Annotated in this window: 9 protein-coding genes; 3 read left to right on the top strand and 6 right to left on the bottom strand. The window is 57.2% G+C overall.

Going from position 1 to position 20,429, the window contains the following annotated elements; translation table 11 throughout:
- Positions 1-27 precede the first annotated feature (27 nt).
- Positions 28-3,615 (top strand): urea carboxylase, encoded by a 3,588-nt coding sequence (gene uca / locus Q672_RS33380; RefSeq protein WP_022986905.1) that lies wholly within the window; start codon positions 28-30, stop codon positions 3,613-3,615.
- Positions 3,616-3,708: 93 nt separating this feature from the next.
- Here uca and Q672_RS33890 read toward each other — a convergent pair whose 3' ends face one another.
- Positions 3,709-7,089, bottom strand: coding sequence for an FG-GAP-like repeat-containing protein (locus Q672_RS33890; RefSeq protein WP_022986904.1), 3,381 nt, complete (start codon positions 7,087-7,089; stop codon positions 3,709-3,711).
- Positions 7,090-7,488: 399 nt separating this feature from the next.
- Positions 7,489-10,929, bottom strand: coding sequence for an FG-GAP-like repeat-containing protein (locus Q672_RS33885; RefSeq protein WP_052017548.1), 3,441 nt, complete (start codon positions 10,927-10,929; stop codon positions 7,489-7,491).
- Positions 10,930-11,166: 237 nt separating this feature from the next.
- Here Q672_RS33885 and rapA point away from each other — a divergent pair, with 237 nt between their 5' ends.
- Both rapA and Q672_RS33370 read left to right on the top strand, forming a co-directional pair.
- On the top strand, positions 11,167-14,052 hold the full coding sequence (gene rapA / locus Q672_RS33375) for an RNA polymerase-associated protein RapA (protein ID WP_022986901.1): 2,886 nt from the start codon (positions 11,167-11,169) through the stop codon (positions 14,050-14,052).
- Between the two features lie 2 nt (positions 14,053-14,054).
- The gene (locus tag Q672_RS33370; RefSeq protein WP_022986900.1) at positions 14,055-14,717 is read left to right on the top strand and encodes an alpha/beta hydrolase; all 663 of its coding nucleotides are present in this window, start codon (positions 14,055-14,057) and stop codon (positions 14,715-14,717) included.
- Here the strand turns inward: Q672_RS33370 and Q672_RS33365 are convergent.
- The 4 genes from Q672_RS33365 to Q672_RS33350 are packed head-to-tail and all read right to left on the bottom strand — an operon-like array spanning position 14,692 to position 20,370.
- A complete protein-coding gene (locus tag Q672_RS33365; RefSeq protein ID WP_152521853.1) occupies positions 14,692-16,119 on the bottom strand; it encodes a hypothetical protein in 1,428 nt (475 codons plus the stop codon). The two genes, Q672_RS33370 and Q672_RS33365, sit on opposite strands and share 26 nt — an antisense overlap.
- The gene (locus tag Q672_RS33360) at positions 16,116-17,255 is read right to left on the bottom strand and encodes a hypothetical protein (RefSeq protein ID WP_152521852.1); all 1,140 of its coding nucleotides are present in this window, start codon (positions 17,253-17,255) and stop codon (positions 16,116-16,118) included. Before Q672_RS33360 ends, Q672_RS33365 begins: the two co-directional genes overlap by 4 nt.
- Complete coding sequence (locus Q672_RS33355) at positions 17,252-19,240, bottom strand: caspase family protein (RefSeq protein ID WP_022986897.1); 1,989 nt, start codon at positions 19,238-19,240, stop codon at positions 17,252-17,254. The genes Q672_RS33360 and Q672_RS33355 overlap by 4 nt, the downstream gene beginning before the upstream one ends.
- Positions 19,240-20,370, bottom strand: coding sequence for an OmpP1/FadL family transporter (locus Q672_RS33350; protein ID WP_152521851.1), 1,131 nt, complete (start codon positions 20,368-20,370; stop codon positions 19,240-19,242). Before Q672_RS33350 ends, Q672_RS33355 begins: the two co-directional genes overlap by 1 nt.
- Positions 20,371-20,429 lie beyond the last annotated feature (59 nt).

Genomic DNA, 20,429 nt, shown 5'->3' with positions numbered 1-20,429 from the left:
CCCGTTACCTGTCGAAGAGACCATGCCATGTTCAAGACTGTTCTGATTGCTAACCGCGGAGCCATCGCCACCCGGGTAACGCGCACACTACGCACCCTGGGCGTGAAAGCCATTGCCGTATTCGCTGAAGCTGACCGTGATTCCCTGCATGTGAGCCAGGCTGACGAAGCCTACTGTCTGGGTGACGGCAGTGCCCGCGACACCTATCTCAATCAGGACAAACTGTTTGCCCTGATGGAAAAACATGGCATTGATGCCGTCCACCCCGGCTACGGTTTTCTCAGTGAGAACCCGGATTTTGTCAAAGGGTGTGAAGCGCGAGGCATTGCCTTTATCGGGCCCACGCCAGAGCAGATGAATACCTTTGGCCTCAAACACACCGCCCGCGCCCTGGCAGAAAAAACCGGCGTTCCACTCCTGCCCGGCACCGGTCTGCTGACCGACAAAGAAGCCGCCCTCAACGCTGCCGAAGAGATCGGCTATCCGGTCATGCTGAAAAGCACCGCCGGCGGTGGCGGCATCGGGATGCAGGTATGTGACAGCGCCGAAAGCCTGAACAAGGCCTGGGATACCGTGCGCCGTCTCAGCGCCAACAACTTCTCCAACGACGGCGTTTTTATCGAGAAATACATCGCCCGCGCCCGCCACATTGAAGTGCAGGTGTTTGGCGACGGCAACGGCAAGGCCGTAACACTGGGCGAGCGTGACTGTTCCGCCCAGCGCCGCCACCAGAAAGTTCTGGAAGAAACCCCCGCCCCCAATTTGCCCGACCCAGTGCGCAATGATCTTCAAAACACGGCCCGCACCCTCATGGAAGCCGTTAAGTACCGCAACGCGGGCACCGTGGAATTCATTCTCGATCAGGACACCAATGCCTTTTATTTCCTGGAGGTGAACACTCGCCTGCAGGTAGAACACGGTGTGACCGAACAAATCTTCGGCGTAGATCTGGTGGAGTGGATGGTCAAGCTCGCCGCAGGCGACCTGCCGGCACTGGACAGCCTCGGTCCGTTCCAGCCTCAGGGCCATGCCATCCAGGCAAGGGTTTATGCCGAAGACCCCAACAAGGATTTTCAGCCCAGCGCGGGATTGCTTACTGCCGTTACGTTCCCCGACACAGATGGCAAACAGTGCCGCATTGACCACTGGATTGAAGCCGGATTGACGGTTTCGCCGCTGTTCGATCCCATGCTGGCCAAGGTCATCGTCCACGAGGACAACCGCGAGTCCGCGCTCGCCGCACTGAGCAAAACACTGGATGCCATCACGCTGGAAGGCATCGAAACCAACCGTGAGTATGTGCGCACCATTCTGGCAGAACCGGTGTTTGCAGACGGTCGCATGACCACGCGGTACCTGAACGACTATCTCTATCAGCCCCATACTCTGGATGTGCTGGCAGGCGGCACACTTACCACCGTGCAAGACTACCCCGGTCGCAGCGGCTACTGGCCAGTGGGCGTCCCCCCATCAGGGCCGTTTGACAGCCTCAGCTTCCGTCTCGGCAACCGCCTGCTGGGCAATGACGAAGAGGCTGCCGGCCTTGAGTTCACCCTTAACGGCCCGACACTCAGGTTCAACCAGGCCACCCGCATCGCCCTCACCGGCGCGGACATGCAGGCCACTCTGGATGGAGACGCCGTTGCCTGCTATCAGGCCATTACCGTGCACCCTGGCCAGGTGTTGAAACTGGGCAAGGTTCGCGGTGAAGGCGCACGTGCCTATCTGAGTCTTGCAGGCGGCATTCAATGCACGCGCTATCTGGGCTCCCGCAGCACCTTTACCCTCGGGCAGTTCGGCGGCCATGGCGGCCGTGCCCTGCGCACCGGCGATGTATTGCACTACGCTGCCGATACCGGCGAAACCCCTGTGCTGAGCGTCCCTGAAACGCTCAAGCCCGGCCTGGGCAAACACTGGACCTTGCGAGTCATCTACGGCCCCCACGGCGCGCCGGATTTTTTCACCGACGACGACATGGCCATGTTTTTCTCCACCGACTGGCAGGTGCATTACAATTCCAGCCGGACCGGCATTCGACTGGTTGGCCCCAAGCCTCAGTGGGCACGCAGTGATGGCGGTGAAGCGGGTATGCACCCGTCCAACATCCACGACAATGCCTACGCCGTCGGCACCGTAGACTTCACCGGCGACATGCCTGTCATCCTTGGACCGGACGGGCCATCCCTGGGTGGCTTTGTTTGCCCCGCTACCGTGGTGCTGGCTGATCGCTGGAAACTGGGACAATTAAAAGCCGGCGACACCCTGCGGTTTGAGGCCATTACTCTCGAAGACGCAGACGCCCTGGCCGCGGAGCAAACTGCCTGCATTACCGACCTGACGGCGCCGATCCATACCACGACAGGCAGCACCATTACCACACCGGTACTGGCATCCCTGAGCGAAAGTGACGTCGGGGTAGAGGTCGTCTACCGGGCCGCCGGTGACCGTTATCTGCTGGTGGAATACGGGCCGCTGGTCCTGGATCTGCGTCTTCGCTTCCGCGCCCATGCATTGATGTTGTGGCTGGAAGAACAGCAACTGGACGGGGTGATAGAACTCACACCCGGTATCCGCTCCCTGCAGATTCATTTCGATCCGCTCGCACTGCCACGGCAACAACTCCTGGCGCTCCTTGCTCGCGCTGAACGGGAACTGGAAAAGCAGGACGACCTGGAAGTGCCCTCGCGTATCGTGCATATCCCTCTGAGCTGGGATGACGAGGCCTGCCATCAGGCCATCGAAAAGTACATGCAGTCAGTGCGCAAGGATGCCCCCTGGTGCCCCTCCAATCTGGAATTTATTCGTCGTATCAACGGGCTCGACAGCATTGCCGATGTCAAAGAGATCCTGTTCAGTGCCCGCTATGTGGTGATGGGGCTCGGTGACGTCTATCTGGGTGCCCCCGTCGCCACGCCCTACGACCCGCGCCATCGTCTGGTCACCACCAAGTACAACCCCGCCCGTACCTGGACCGCCGAAAACTCGGTGGGTATCGGCGGTGCCTACCTGTGTGTCTACGGCATGGAAGGGCCAGGGGGGTACCAGTTCGTCGGACGTACCCTGCAGATGTGGAATCGCTACCGGAAGACCGAGGCCTTCGAACAACCCTGGTTACTGCGCTTCTTCGATCAGATTCGTTTTTACGAAGTCAGCCACGACGAACTCAACCAGATTCGTCGGGACTTCCCCAAAGGCGAATACCCGATCAAGGTGGAAGAGACCACCTTCAGCCTGAGTGCCTACCAGCAATTTCTGGATGACAACCAGCAAGACATTGCCAGCTTTACCGATGCACGCAACCAGGCCTTTGACGAAGAGCTGCAGCGCTGGGTGGAAAGCGGCCAGATCAACTTCCAGTCTGAACAGGATCTCGATGCAGACAATGGCACTGACGAAGTGGAAGGCACCCCGGTGGAATCCCCCACCGCGGGGAATATCTGGAAGCTGAATGTGGCCGAGGGCGACACCGTGAACGAAGGCGACGTGGTGGCCGTACTGGAATCCATGAAGATGGAAATCGAAATCTACGCCCCCGCTTCCGGAAAGGTTGTGGCCATTGCACGCCAGGAGGGCCAGCAAATCAATGCGGGACAGGCAATCATGGTGTTGGATTGAAGAACAGGGTCGAGCTGCGAGCTGCCAACTACGAGTGAAAAGCATTGGGCTTATCTTTTACTCGAAGCTGGAAGCTCGTAGCTCGCAGCTGCTTTAAGGCACAACCGTGCAGCTTGCCGGCCGGCTACGCTGGTCGAAGATCCAAAAGCGGTTGGTGTTCATATCATCACATGCCCAGCGCTCACCACTGGGCCAGCTGACAGTCAGGTCCGCACTCATGGCCGAGCCCACGCCAAAATGCATATCTGGCGGATTCTGGCCATTGAAGTTGGTATTGGCCATGGCGAAACGGGTCTGGGTTTGCATACCGAACTCACCACCGACATTCGCCGACACCTGCACTTTGGCTCCGAGGGCTTCAGTATTGGGGGCCTCTCCAACCAGCCGAACGGACAGGAATCGTTTACTGATACCGTGACCGGTCTGATTACTGAAGAATTGCAATCCCTTGGAATGGTCCAGAAGTGCCACATCGATATCGCCATCCCGATCATAATCGAAGCAGGTGATGCCTCGGCCATCACTGGGCAGTAGCAAGCCCCACTGTGGGGCTTGATCCACAAAGGTGCCGTCGCCCTGATTGATGAAGAGGCGGGGAAGCGCGCCGAAATATTCCTGGGCTATTTCCTGATAACGCGTCCTGAGGTCCTGTGCTTTCTCCGAGGTCACGGCATCCGCAGGGATGCTCCCGAAGCCGTTAACATGGAAAATATCCAGGAACCCATCATTATTGAAGTCCGCAAAACAGGCACCCCACCCCCAACTACCATCAGCGATGCCAGCGTTTTCTGTCACATTGGCAAAGGCAATGCCGGCAGGGCTGCTTTCATTACGGTATAGACGGTTTCCGGTGACACCCCAATTGGCCTCAGCCTCACCGTTCGGATCGAAAATAGACGTCACAAACCAGTCCAGATCACCGTCATTGTCATAATCGCCAAGCGCTGAACCCATACCATTTTCGTCAGAGATCGTATTGCGATCAGTGATATTGGTAAACGTGCCTCCGGCTTCACCTTGCATAACCACACTGGTACCAAAATCCGAAGCCAGCAACAGATCAGTCTCGCCATCACTATCTACATCGGCAAATTGCGGTGAGAAATTCCATGCCTGGGAGATTGCACCATCATACAACCCGGATTCCTGATCAAAGTGCTCGATTTCAACCCCGGCATTATTTCTCCAGAACACAGGAGCAGTGAGTACATTTCCCGGTAACCAGTGGGCAAGAAACAGCTCGGGGTAGCCATCATGGTTAGTATCAGCAAACGACATTCCATAGGTATGGCGACTCAGGGACAGTGCCGCTACCTGATAATAACTGCCGCTGTCATTGCTGGAATATATCGGCAAATTTTTCTGCTTGAGATTTCCGAACAGCATCTCCCGCCGGTAGTCCCCATTGAGATCAGCGAAAGCGATACCTGTGAACTGCCCACCCGGGTCGTCATCAAGCATATCCTGGGCATCAAAACCCAATTGCTGCCCCCTGTTTCGGTAAAAGACCATCCCTGACAAATCGCCACCGGAATAAGCCAGATCAAGCCAGCAATCATCATCAAGGTAAGCCGCACTGACCCCTCCCGCAATCATGGTAGGCTCGAGAGTCAGCAGATTCTCCAGATCCCAGGTTTGCGCTGCATAACCGTGGGGATGTTTGGGTACACCCGGCGCCCAGTAAAGCCCGGCAAGCAAACCCGAAGACACGAACGAAGGAATTCCGGTATTGAGCGACAGCAGAGAAGGCGTCCCATCGCAATCCCCAAGCTCCGCAAAAGTGGCCCTTGCAGAGGAGGTAAACTCCAACGCGACGGTTTTAGGGTAATCGGATGGATCCGTAGGAGGGTCACCCTCGTTGGGATCAGGATCAGTGGGGCCTTCGTCGGTCACCGTCGGATTCACATTGACCACTAACAGATTCCCGTCAGGATCCTCAGCCATATCCGGGGTCCACTGGCTCCTGCACACAGGGTTCTTTACGCAATCATCTGTCAATGTCTGTAAAAATGACGACAGTCGAGTCACTTCTTGCTGGGACAGGTCCCGACCGGGGAGCAAAGCTTCCCCAATCGAGAAGCTCGAGGCACTTTGCACTGATTGGCTGTGCCCAAGGGCATAATCATATCCAGGCAGACCCACAAACTGTGAGAGCTGCTGGAGAGAAAAGTCATAATTGGCCAGCCCGGATCTGGGATTGGCGTGATAGCGCAACAACTCGTCAAGAGAATCAAAGGTACCAGCATGCCCGTAGGGCATACTGACCCCGATATTCAACAGACTGGGAACCCGGAATGCGTAACGGTCTTCTTCCCTGCGAGTGCTGTTCCAGCGGCCAATATCATCTCTCTCTGCCCGCATGAAGCCCCGGCCTATTTGAGGAAAGCCAACGTTATAAAATTTCTCATTGGTGAAGAAATCGCCGCTGTGACAGGAAACACAGCCCAATCCGCCCTCTTGCGATGAAGCAAAGAACAATCTAGCCCCCTGTTTGGCAGTGACAGAAATCGCCGCTTCATTACCCTCAACATAGCGCTTCCATGGAGATTCAATGAAGATCATGGATTTCATGTAGGCCGCAAGAGCACGCTGCAGATTGGCAAGGGTAATAATGTCCGCTGCATTGGCAGAAGGTGCATCAAACGCGCTTCTGAACAACTGAAGCCAGTTATCACCGGCCTGCGCCGACAGGAGAGAGACATCTACCTCTCCACGTAATCGGGCAACAAGATGCTCACGGTATCCCTCCTGGGACAAGGCACTAAAAAGGTAACCGCGCATTTCGTTGTGGTTGGTAAGCGGGAACTTCGAGAAGACTTCCAGTAAACCATCCGCCTCCGAGCCGTCCGTCAAATTACCGCTTTCAGGGGTCCTGATGGATTGACCTCGTCCTCCGGGAATGGTCTGCGATTCCAGAACAAATACACGCCCATCAAATGTCATGCTGCGGTCAAACAGCGCACTGTTGAAAACGGTCTGGCTGTTGCGGTGCATATTTGGCATACCGTCTGCTGCAGGATCGAGATCCTTGCTGACGTTAAGCCGGCGGGCGGGGCCAACCGTGGCCGGATCGGTGGGAGCAACCCCAATGCCGATCGAGAGAGCGTCTCCCCCACCCAAATCAGGCTGATGACACGTTGCACAGGATACCGACAGGTCGCCGGACAGGGTGTGGGAGAAAAACAGTAGCTGGCCCAGTTTGACCAGAGAATCCTGGTCAGGTGTCACCTGGGTTAGCTGACGCGGCGTAGCCGGATCCCCAGTAAGGCCTTGTTCAACAATGGCCGCTCTAAGCCATTCATCCAGGGTCGGTTCCGAGGGTTGCGGGTCGCCGGGAGGCGTAGACCCGGAGCCAGAACCCGAGCCGCCTGAGGAGCCACCGCCACCGCCACCGCATGCCGCCACATGGATGATGAGCCAGACAAGTAACAGAACCCTGTAGCGGCGAGCCAGGCAGAGTATTCCGTGAGTCATAACAGATCCGTCGTTATTCTTCTTGATGTGCAAAATGTGCACTATGTCTCAGCATTATGACCCACGATTATCGTACGAAAATTCACCCAAACACCAACAAAATGTTCCCGTCTCGCTAAAGTGGTGATTTGGGAAGATTAGCGGCAGCCAGCCGGTAATAGGGGGGGGACGAGCGCAGCTAATGCGCTTTGACTTTCTGTTTGCCGCAGCGCTCACACCGGTAAACCGTGACCAGCCGCCCTTGTCTCACATCAAACTGCTTCTCATTCCATACTTTCCACTTGTGAAAACCATGCTGACACATGCCTTTTCCGGACTTTTTCGGTAACGGCTTCTTGAAAGGAAGAACGTCTCCCATCACACCCTCAACCCCTGTTTTCGACGCTCATACCGCACTCTTTAACCCCGTCCCCTGGCCTCTATCCGTTGCTTCGTACCGGGTTGGCACATCGCCGGAATCCGTCGCTGGTCCAGTATGAAAAACTGGTTGGGGCTCACCCCCTCACAAACCCATTTTTCACCATCCGGCCAGTCAACGGTCATGTCGGCAACAGCGGCATCGGCCAGACCAAAGTGGAGATCGGGTGGGTTCTGGCCGTTGAAATTTGTGTTCGCCAGGCTGAACCGCGTCTGGGTCTGAAGCCCGGCGCTCTCACCCAGATCAGCCCGCACCTGTACTTTCGCGCCGAGCGCCTCTGTATTAGGCGCCTTGCCGACCAGACGGACGGAAAGAAAGCGTTTGCCCTCTCCATATCCGGTCTGATTACTGAAGAATTGCAATCCCCTGGAATGATCAACCAGGGCGATATCCATATCACCATCACGATCGTAGTCCAGACAGGTTATCCCCCGGCCATCGCTGGGCAACAAATCCCATTCCCGAGCTTCTTCCCTGAAAGTGCCATTGCCCTGATTGATGAAAAGACGGGGGTGCGACTTATGGTACTCCTTTGCGATCCCCAAATAGCGGTTCCGCATTTTTTCCCCTTCCTCGCTCTGGGCCGCACTTTCGGGAATATTCCCGAAGCCATTCACATGGAAAATATCCAGGAACCCATCATTGTTGAAGTCGGCAAAGCAGGCAGCCCAACCCCAGTTTCCGTCAGCCACGCCACTCGCGTCGGTGACGTCTTCAAGGGAAATACCCTCGCCCGAACTGGTATTGCGATAGAGTCGGTTACCCGTAACCCCCCAGCTCGACTCCGCTTCGCCACTGGGGTCAAAGATGGAAGTGACAAACCAGTCCAGGTCGCCATCATTGTCATAATCGCCAAGCGCCGCCCCCATACCATTTTCGTCACTGATAATGTTTCGATCAGTGATATTGGTAAAGTGGCCCTCGGGGTGTCCTTGCATCACAACACTGGTCCCGAAATCCGACGCAAGCAACAAATCCATCTGCCCGTCGCTGTCGATATCGGCAAATTGGGGAGAGAAATTCCAGACTTGGGAAAGCGACCCATCAAACAGACCCGAGGCCTGATCATGGTGTTCCAGCTCAACCCCGCTGTTATTCTTCCAGAATACTGGCGCAGTCAGGACATTACCCGGCGACCAGTGCGCCAGAAAGATTTCTGGATAGCCATCATGGTTGGTATCTGCAAAGGAAATACCATAGGTATGCCGGCTCAATGAAAGCGCACCTGCCCGATAGAACGTTCCCGAATCGCCACTTGAATAAATCGGCAGAACTTTCTGCTTGAGATTGCCGAACAGCATTTCCCGGCGGTAGTCACCGTTAAGGTCGGCAAAGGCGACACCGGTAAACTTTCCACCAGGATCATCCTCAAGAAGTGCCTTCGCCTCGAACCCCGACTGGCTGCCCTTGTTTCGATAGAAGACCATTCCTGATTCATCCCCACCGGCATAGGCCAGATCCAGCCAGCAATCACCATCCAGGTAGGTAGAGCTGACACCGCCAGCAATCATGGTCGGCTCGATGGTCAGAAAATCTTCCAGATCCCAGGTCTGTGCATCGAAGCCATGTTTCGCTTTGGCCTCCCCTTCTGCGGAGTGCAGACCGGAGGAAACGGCCGCAGAGTGAAAGACCGTTGCACCAGTATTTTTTGCGCTTTCCGACGGCTGCGATGTACAACCTTCGATATCCGCAAATGTCGTCAAACCCGGCGCCTTGTAAGTTAATGCGAAAGTTTTCGGGTAATCACCCGGATTGGTGGGCGGCTCCCCTTCTGCTCTCCCCGCCTGTCCGGGAATTGACGCCTCGGGTTCGGGATTAACATCGACGACCAACAGATTGCCATCCGGGTCTTCTTCCAGGACCGGCACCCACTGGCTTCGACAATCGGCTTCCATGATACAGCGGTCAGTCAGGGTCAGCAGAAAGGCCTTAAGATCCGACACTTCCTGTTCACCAAGGTCGCGCCCAGGAAGAAGCGATTCTGCCATTTTAAAACTGGACGCAGCCTGAACGGTTCGAGTATGGGACTCAGCATATTCATAACCACCTGTCTCAGCATATTGAGACAACTGCTTGAGTGAGAAATCGAACGCGTCCAGACCAGACACCGGATTTGAGTGATAGCGAAGCAACGCTTCGAGGGTATCAAATGTTCCAGCATGACCATACGGCATGGACTGGGAAATATTCAGCAGTGTCGGAACCCGGAATGCGTATTTATCTTCTTCCTTTCGAGTACTGTTCCAGCGGCCGATATCGTCTCTCTCGGCGCGCATGAACCCTCTTCCGATTTGAGGAAAGCCGGTGTTATAGAATTTTTCATTTGTGAAGAAATCACCGCTATGACAATGGGAACATCCCAGGCCACCCTGTTCCTTGCTGCCATAAAAGAGCTTTGCTCCGCGCTTTGCCGCGATCGATATTGCAGCGCTATCGCCATCAACATACTGCTTCCAGGGCGAGTCGATAAAGATCATCGACTTCATATACGCGGCCATGGCGCGCTGCACATTTACCAGCGTAATCAGGCTTTGCGCATCATCATGCTCGTCGCCAAAGGCATCCCTGAACAGCCTCAACCAGTTCCGGGATCCCTGATCGTTCAACATGTCGCTATCGACCTCTCCTCGCAATCTGGCGACAAGGTGCTCACGATACGCCTCTTGTGACAGCGAGCTGAACAGATAAGCGCGCATCTCATTGTGGTTGGTCAACGGAAACTTGGAGAACACCTCCATCAATCCGTCAGCCGCTGATCCATCGCTAAGATTCCCGGACTCGGGAGTTCGAATGGATTGACCAAGCCCCCCAGGCACAGTGTCTTTATCCAGAACGAAGATTCGGCCATCAAAGGTCATGCTTCTGTCGAACATCGCGCTATTGAAAACCGTCTGGCTATTGCGATGCATATTCGGCTTGCCGTCGGCTGCAGGGTCGAGATCCTTGGAGGGATCCAGGATTCGGGAAGGACCGACTTTTGCAGCATCATTAGGCGCCACACCAACGCCGATCGACAGCTCATCACTGCCCCCAAAATCCGGGTGGTGACAGGTCGCACAGGAAACCGTGAGATCCCCTGACAAGGTATGAGAGAAGAATAATAGTTGCCCAAGTTTGATCTTGGGGTCAGCTGCAGGAACGGTCTGCTTCAACTCCCGGGGCGTGGCCGGGTCGCCGGTAAGACCGTGATCCGTGATCATCTGACGCAACCAGGCATCCAGATCAGTCTTTGCTGAAGCCGCTGCTACCGTTGCATTCGCTGACTCACCCGACGGGTTACTGTCCCCGCTATCACAACCCGATAGCATGAACACCAGCAGGGAGAAGAGCACCCAACCACCCGCCTTAACGGTAGCCAGGAACCTTCCTTCAGCCGGTCTATCCTTTTTTGCCGTCATATCCATAAACAAATAAACGCGCATTGCCAATTATTCTTCTTTGCCACCTGACAAACCCTAGCAGCGATATTCTAGCCTGTGCTGACCGGGCTTGCTCCAGCCCCCGGACCAGTGTGTCGTTATAGCGGTCTACCGGCTTGCTCGCACCGTCGTGCCAGCAGGGTTCCCGCTCCAGTGTGGACACAATGTGTTCTCAGGCATCGAAGGCGTAACCCTAAACCCGTATAATTCGCCTCCCCCAGGAATCAACCGGCAGTGAGTATGAGTGACTTTACCCCCGGCCAGCGCTGGCTGAGCGAATCCGAAACCGAACTGGGTCTCGGTATCATCAAGGAGCTGGATTACCGGCTTGTCACCGTGGAATACCCGGCGGTTGAAGAAGAGCGGACCTACGCCATCAATAATGCCCCCTTGTCCCGGGTGACCTTTGATGTGGGCGACACCATCCGTACCGGGGATGAGCTGGAACTGACCGTTGCCGAGGTCAATGAGCTGAACGGCCTGAAGGTCTACATGGCCCACCCGGCCGGCGAGACAGACAACGTACAGCCGGTACCCGAGACCCTGCTGGGTCATACCCTGAAACTGAATTCGGCCCTGGACAGACTACTTTCCAACCAGCTGGCCTCCAACCGCTGGTACGAACTGCGTGTGGATGCCCTCAATGCCCACTGCCAGCAGCAGCAATCACGCATCCAGGGGCTGCGGGGCCCGCGAATCGATCATATTGGTCATCAGCTATACATTGCCGATCAGGTCGCCAGCCGTTATGCCCCGCGGGTATTGCTGGCCGATGAAGTCGGGCTCGGCAAAACCATTGAGGCGGGCCTGATTCTTCATCAGCAATTGCTCACCGGCCGCGCCAGCCGGGTGCTGGTAGTGGTGCCATCACCGCTGGTGCACCAGTGGTTTGTGGAAATGGTGCGCCGCTTCAACCTGCACTTTTCCATCTTCGATGCGGAACGTCTGGAGGCCCTGCAGCCGGAAACCAGCATTAAGGACATGCTGGCGCAGATTATTGAGGAAGAGCGCCTCGGCGAGGAACAAGGCGAAGCGCCAGCCAACAATGATAATCCCTTCCTGTCGGAACAACTGATCCTGTGCAGCACAGACTTCCTGAGCGAATGCGATATCGACCAGCTGGCCAGCGCTGACTGGGACCTGCTGGTGGTGGACGAGGCCCATCACCTGGCGTGGTCGGAACAACACCCCAGTGACTCCTATCTACGGGTGGAAACCATTGCCCAACAGGCTCGCGGCCTGCTGCTGCTCACCGCCACCCCAGAACAGCTGGGATTGGAAAGCCACTTCGCCCGTCTGCGACTGCTGGACCCGGACCGCTACCCCAGCCTTGAGGCCTTCCGGGAAGAACAGAGCCATTATCAGGAGATCGCCCAACTGGCCGGCGAGCTGCACGACCAGCCAGACTGGGACTCCGCCCTGGTGGAAAAAGCCAAGGCCCTGCTGCCCGACATGGAGATTACACCCGATGCCCGCGACAGTGTGCTCGCCGAGCTGCTGGACCGCTCTGGCCCGGGCCGGGTCATGTTCCGCAATACCCGCCACAATATTGCCGGTTTCCCGCTGCGGCACGTCCACGGCAGTCCTCTGCCACTCCCTGATGAGTATCGCTACGATCAGGACGAAGAACTGGAAGGCCACCTTCACCCGGAAACCCTGTACCACGATGATCGCTGGTGCACGCTGGACCCACGGGTAACGTGGCTGGAGCAGTTCTTCAAACAGCACCGCCACGACAAGGTGCTGGTGATTTGCGCCAGCCGCCATACCGCCAGCGACCTGCATGCCCATTGCAACTACAAACTCGGCATGAACATCGCCATGTTCCATGAAGACATGGACCTGATTGAACGGGACCGCGCTGCGGCCTTCTTTGCCGATGACGTGGATGGCGCCCAGGCGCTGATCTGCTCTGAGATCGGCTCTGAAGGGCGTAACTTCCAGTTTGCCCATCACCTTGTATTACTGGACCTGCCACTGAACCCGGATCTGCTGGAGCAGCGCATTGGCCGACTGGACCGTATCGGGCAGCGCGAAGATATCCAGATTCATGTCCCCTACTTTGAAGGGCACGCCCAGGAAGTGCTGTTCCGTTGGTACCACGAGGGCATGAATGCCTTTGAGCACACCAACCCGGCCGGCCACGATATCTACCTGCGCAGCCGCGATGCGCTCGAGCCGCTGCTGAGCAGCGACCCGGAATACACCGCCATTGATGCGCTGGTCGCCGACACCCGTGTGATCGCGGATGAACTGCACACCCTGATGGAAACCGGTCGCGACCGTTTGCTGGAACTCAGTTCCTGCGATACAGATCGTGCCGATGCACTGCGGGACGAGCTGGCGCAAGCCGATGCCCAGTCTCCCCTTCCCTTCATGCAACGTGTCTTCGATCGTTACGGTGTGGATCAGGAAGAACATTCCGATACCGCCGTGATCCTCAAGCCTGGCCCGCACATGCGCGACGCCTTCCCCGGTCTGCCGGACGAAGGGATTACCATGACCGACGACCGTGCCACCGCGCTGGCCCGGGACGACATGCAATTCATGACCTGGGAACATCCCATGGTCACAGGCAGCCTGGAAATGATCCTTGGCGAAAACCGCGGCAAGGCCGCCGTCAGCCTGCTGAAGAATCCCCGCATCAAACCCGGCACCCTGCTGATCGAAGCTATCTACACGGTGGAATCCATGGCCCCCCGTTACCTGCAGGCAGACCGCTTTCTGCCCTGCACCGTGATCCGTCACCTGCTCGATGCCAACGGCAAGAACATCAGCCAGGCGATCAGCCATGAGGGGCTCAGCCAGCAGTGCCACAAGATGGACAAGGCCCTCAGCCGCAAGATTGTCTCTAGCCAGAAAACGCTGCTGGAAAAACTGCTCAAGGCCAATGACGTGGCTGCGCGCAAGGAAGCTGACGACGTGGTGGCAGCCGCACTCATTGCCATGCGCGAAGAGCAGAACCATGAACTTACCCGTTTGAAGGCCCTGCAGGCCAAGAATCCGGCGGTGCGTGATGAAGAAATCACCGCACTGGAACAGCAGACCGCGCAACTGGAAAAGCTGATTGGCGATGCCCAGTGTCAGCTCAATGCTGTCCGCGTCATTGTTGCCGCAGGAGAATAATCATGACCGCACGACTCAACTGCATCGAAATCGAACCGACCCAGCCTGCCGTGGCCAGTGTTATCTGGCTGCACGGCCTGGGCGCCAGTGGCCACGACTTCGAGCCCATCGTGCCAGAGCTGCAGCTACCTGCAGATCTGCCTGTGCGGTTTCTCTTCCCTCATGCTCCCAACATCCCGGTCACCGTCAACGGCGGCATGGTGATGCCCGCCTGGTACGATATTCTCGCCATGGACATCGACCGCAAGGTGGATGAAAACGGAGTACTCGCTTCAGCTGACGCCGTGGACGCCCTGATCGCGCGGGAAATCGAACGGGGCATTGCCAGCAATCGCATTGTTATCGCCGGCTTTTCCCAGGGCGGCGCGGTGGCTTATCAGTGTGCGCTACGCCACCCGAGCCCCTTGGCAGGGCTACTCACCCTCTCCACCTATATGGCCATGCCGGTCACGCCCAGCGAAGCCAATCGCCAACTGCCAGTCATGGTCAGCCACGGCAGCATGGACCCGGTGGTCCCGGAACAGCTCGGCCGGCGCGCCGTCGCAAGCCTGCAAGACATGGGCCTTGAGCCGGAATATCACCACTACCCCATGGAACATATGGTGTGTCTGGAGCAAATTCGGGATATTGGCCAATGGCTTAACCGCCAGCTCCGCCGGAAGTAATCGACGACCACCGCCCCGCGACCGGTGCGCCAATCACTTCGGGGATCACCCCTGCAAACGCCGGCATGGTTTGTCCTGCCAGAGCGCCAATGTAGGTCGGGTCCGCGACCAGCCAGGCACTCCGCCCCACAGTCTGGCGGTCACCCTCACCGGGCATATCGACGGCAACGGCAACATGCCCTGGATAGAGCAGCCCCACTGCGTTGACCTTGAGCAGCAGGCGTAACACCTGTACCAGAAAGATCGATCGGTCTTCACAATCCGCCGCCGGATGGAACAGTAACTCGTCCGGCAGTTGATAGTACTCCCGACCAAACTGCTCCTGATCCGTTTCATAGGGCAGCCCGAACTGGACCAACCGCATCAGCGCATTCAGCTTGTCCAGCGGCCGGGTATAGTGTCCCTCCAGCCTCGCCCACGAAGCACGCAATGATTGCGCCACGTGCTCACTCAGGGGGGCGGCAAAATAGAATGCCAGATCCACCGTCGGGTGCCCTTGATAATAGCGAACCAGCTCACGATCAAACTCTAGGGACAACATCTCATCGCCATGGCGCAACTGCCTTTCCTGTAGATCGGGAACGGTGACCGGATGGCGATAGAACGCAAAGTCCACGGGCTGTGAATCGCTGACCTGACCGTGGATCAATAATGACTCACCAGCCGAAATCACATCCGCCAGGTCGTAGTAGGCCAGCCCGTCAACCGGGTAGTAGGCCAACCCGTACACTGGCTGGGCGGTTCGGGCCAGTAACACCACTTTGCTCTGTCTATAGCCCAGGCGCACATCCCAACCCAGCTCAGACAACAAGAACCATTGCCGCACGGTTGCCTGCATCCCATCGGTACTGTGCCCGCTCTCACTGACGGCCTGCACCAATTTCCACAGCCCCCAGTCCCCTAAAGCCAACCCCTGGCGCTGCTCACGCAACCAACGGACGGTGTCCTGATACCGGGTGGCAGTCAATCGTTCGTAGCCACGCACTAATCCTTTAGGGGAGTCGTAGTCAGAAACCGTTGCCCATTCCCATTCAGGAGCAAGAAGAGAGTGACCAAGAAACACCAGCGCCTTTCCTTGCTGCGGCAATAACGGCACAGGATCTGTGAGCACCTCTGGCATGTCGTCCGCGAGAGGCACCGCCGGAGGCTTCTGCCCACCGTCTTTCACCGGAGGCCTAAACGGTTTGGGCAACGGGTCGCGCACCTGTCCCGGTTCGGCCGTAACGGCCGTCCAGTCTTCGGAAAGCATGTTGCGAAACAGCTGTTGCCGTCGCGTCATTTGATCCTGAAAGGCCCGCTGTTGGGCAGCTTTCCATTGCGAAAAACTGTCGCCCCCAGCGCTTGATGCCACACTGGCATCGATCAGGCCCACAAGCAGTAACATCCCCAACCATGCTTTCACCGTACCGCCCCCATCTTTGGCAAGGTTGTTACCATCGTGGACGCCACCCTGGGGTTAACCTGCTTCAACAGCGCCAGCAGAATGGGCAACTGGTAACTGTCTTCCCCTTCGACCAGCCCCTGCCCCAAACGCAATTGATGTAGGGTTGAAGGAGGAAGCGGCTCGTCCGATAGCACCGCCAGATAGAGATCCCGCGTCGCTTTGCCTGTTTCGGCCAGGGCCGCTTCAAAGGTCAGCTCCTCTTGCGGAACGACCTCTGCCTTGTTTGCCGTCACCAACCCATTGGCAGACAAGACCGACACCCGGCCGTCCGCATAAAGATTGAACAGGGACAGATAACCGCTTTGGGTAGTGTCTACCCGCAGTGCAAAGGCATCCCCTTCCAGCAGCTGGTCGACACTGGCACTGGCCCCGGTCTTTTTGATCAGCGACAACAGCAGTGTCTGGCTGCCGGTAAAATGAATCGCCCGAAGAATATCCTGCGGGGCAAGACGAACCTGGTGTTCTCCGGCAGACAGATACCAGCCGCCATGCAACCGTTTGAGGGCGACCCACACCGTCATGGCGTCTTCTTCACCCTTGCCTGTCAGCCCCGCCCACAATTCATTCACCAACTGCGATTCCAGCAAATACGGGTTTCCGTCCAGCACCACCGGCTGGCCGTGAAACGTCTCATTCAGGGTGGCGGTCAATCGCTGCACCGCACTCCGGCTATCGAACTCGAATACTGCGTGCCACCGATCGCCCTTCACTGAATGGTGCGAGCAAACCTGCACAGCACTGTCGATGCGCAAGGTGGTTTCCAGTGTGGCGGTCGACAGAAAAGACGCGCTGGCGTCCTCACCCGCCATGTGCGTGCTGGACACACTCCGGCCGGTCACCCGAACCTGAATACGCTCGGCAATATCGCGCAGCGCCTCGACCTTGGCTTGCTGAAAATTCTCCCCTTCTCCATAGCCCCGGATCCTGAACGCCGCTTCGGTCGTGCCACTCAATGCGTTCAGCTTGCCGGCACAGGGTTCCACTTCCCGCACAGGTGTCGATTGGCCAAACCAGGCCACGGCCTTGCCGCTGGTCAATAACAGGGCCGTAAACACCATCATTGTGACCATTGAGGATAACGAGAACGGCTTCATGGCTGTTCCCCCGAATAGACCGCCAGCAGTCTGTCCTTGTTGCCCACCAGTTGCGGTGTCTGGTCGCTGGGCTTACGGGTTTCGAGAATATGATCTGCCACATTCCAACCCAGATACTGGTGCAGCTCTCCACTGGTGATACGGTTATCGCCATCATCATCGGCAGCACCACGAAGGCCTTTCAGAAAGAAGTAAGTGAACAGACTGTGGCGCCCTTCGTTGAACCAATAGCTGACCTGATTGGGCGAGGTACTGGTAAAGATGGACGCCTCGCTCATGCTGGCCGGGGTGATGCTTCCGGCACTGCGGAGCAAGGCCGGGCTGATATCCTTCTGCAGCAAACCGTCGTTACTGGCGCCGGAAAAGCAGGCATCAAGTACCACCGTGACATTATTACTGGGCAGGGCCGCAAGGCTGTCGTAAAAGTCCTCCAGGGCATAGCCTTCATACGGGAGATCCCGCAAGGTGGTATCCACCGGCACCAGGTAGGCCTTGCCATCCTCGTCCAGTGAGGGCGCCCCATGCCCGGAATAATAGACAAACACCGGTGGGTTCTCCCTGCGCCGGGCGTTTAGCTCAACCCTGCGATACAGCAAACCGTCACGGAAGCCGCGTTCGCGGGTACCAAACAGGCGACGAAAATCCCGGGTAGTCATGTCTTGCTGGAGCTTCACCCCCTCTTCGGGGTAACCCATTGCCTGCACAACATGGTCCGATATCACTCGGGCATCCTGATGAGCAAACCGCACCGCATCGAGATGACGGTAACGCCCATTGCCAATTACCACCCCCACCGCCAGGGATTCGCTACGCAGCCCTTGAGGTATCGCAAGACTGACATTTTCAATCTCACTGGCGCCCAGGGGTGGGGAGTTGGCCAGCAGCTCCCCACCAGATGAATACGCACCAGCAGGTACCATGAGCGCCAGTGATGTATCCTGTTCCGACGTCGCTTGTGCCTCACGCACCGTCAACCCGATCTCGAGCCCATCACCGGGGGCTCGACTGGTGTAAAGGCCAAATTCGACCGGCAGGCTCTCACCGGGGGAAATCGCCGCGATACGACGATGCCGGTCAGCGTCATCGCGCAGGATGGCATCACTTTTCAGGTTCAGTGTCAGGTCCACGTCTCGGGCAGCGCCTCTCCCTGCATTCACCAGCTCGTAGCCGATAATCAGCAGGTTACCTTCACCACGGCGAATGGATGGCGAGCGAACCAGAATCCGGGCGGGTTGATAGGCACGGGCAACAGACTCCAGAACCGATTCGGGTGCCTCAAAGCCATCACTGTCTTTTGCCGTCAGACGAAGCGACAGGGTACCGCCCGACAGACGTTTTCCCGCCTGGTACGCAATGGCTCGCACCACACTGTCGCCAGCACCGACAGTGCCCAGCGGGATCTGCGACGGCAGCGACAAATCGCTATCACTGCGGCGAATTGTCAGCACCACATTATCTGCTGCAGAGCCCCCGTGATTAGTCAGCGTCACCAGCAGTTTTCCGTTTTCGCCACCGTCAACAATGCGATCATTTCCTGCGTCCAGCAGCTCGACCGCTACCCGCAGAGCAGGCGGGTTGATGAACTTGTCCCGCTTCTGCTGTTGCGAGCGGGCGGCGATTTGTGCCGCTTCCTGCTTGGCCAGCAAGGCGTTCATTCTTTGTGCCGGGAAATACGGTTCTGATCGTGAGGCACTTTCGATTTTCCTGCGCGCCATCCCCCTGGGTGTCTCATACCACTCATAACTGACTTCACCGGGAAAGGTGATTCGGCCATCCCCGTCACGCTCGGCAATGGCCTTGCGATACCACTCAATGGCTTCCTCAAAGGCCCCGCGTGACTCAGCCTGATAGCCACGTTGATAAAAACCCAACGCCTCGGATGCCCCAGACCAACCAGACTGGGCAAACAACACCAACAGAAAGCCAATCAGGTATCGGTACACGGCCACGCGGCCCTGCAGGCCAGCCCCCATCGCGATAATCATCAGAAGGCTCGGGAAATCGACAGGCTATGTAACGTCTCATCCTGGTCCTGAACCGCTGCATAGTCCGATTTCAGGATAGTCCGTTGCTCCATGGCGTAATCCACAATCCAGTCCCCCAGATACACGCCCAGCCCTGCTGTCACCGCCTCTACGCCCGAGGAATAAGGACGAAAACGGTCATTGCTACCGTCAAGCAGGGGCGCCGCATCCCCTTCCGCTTCAGAGTCATACCCCCCGGCACGAATAAAGAAAGATTGGTTGGACGGTGTGATGAACTGGAACTCCGCACCGTAGGCAATGCGCTCATGATCCACCGCAATGCGGTTGTCGGAGCGTTCGATGCCGTCCTGTCCCAGATACAACACCTTGCTGTAGGCGATATCATCAAACTGCACTGAACCGGTCGCCGACACCCCCCACCCCGCACCGAGATCAAACGGCCGCTTCACCGCCAATCCCAGACTCAGGACTTGCGGACGGTTTGGCAGATCCTCGAACTCTCCCAGCAACGCGTCCACATCCGTACCCGATCGCCAGGTTGCCCCGGCACGCAACTCGGTCTTTCCCGCCGCATCCATTTTCCACTTTCCCAGCACCCCAAGGGTGTAGCCAAAACCGGTTTCATCGTTTTCATCACAGCTTTCGCAATCGGAATCCGTGCTCTGACTAATCATGTCGATACTGCCACCGACTGCCACATGATCATTCAGATCCACGCCGAAACCGAACTTCAGCTCACTGTATTCGGTGCGGATACGGGTAATATCGCCCTTGTCATCCTTCCCGTAGGAATGAAAGTCATAGGGACGAAAGTAAGCCATACCGAATCCCTTTCCACTGAAACCGAGATACTTCAACTCGCTTTCCGTGTCATAGAGGGCAATGTCTGATCCGCTCGCTGATCCCACATCTTTGCTGCCAACCACAACGGTGCCGTAGTCCAGAGTGACATCCATCCCCGAGAGAAATCCCAGCCCCCCCGGGTTGTACCAGACCGTACTGCTGTCTTCGGCCACCGCGGTAAATGCCCCGCCCATTGCCATGGCCCGGGCCCCCGGCGCGGTATAGAACTCCTCCATTGCCAGCCCCTGCTGCGCGAGCAATAACGTCCCCAAGGTAGTCAATGCCATCTTGTACATGCTGCACCTGCCTTCTCTCAGTGGATGATCCCGTTGGTTCTTGCGTTGTC

Source organism: Alcanivorax sp. P2S70, assembly GCF_000475295.1.
GTDB lineage: Bacteria > Pseudomonadota > Gammaproteobacteria > Pseudomonadales > Alcanivoracaceae > Alcanivorax > Alcanivorax profundi.
Note: the sequence above shows the minus strand (reverse complement) of the source record. Positions and strands in the feature narration are given on the sequence as shown.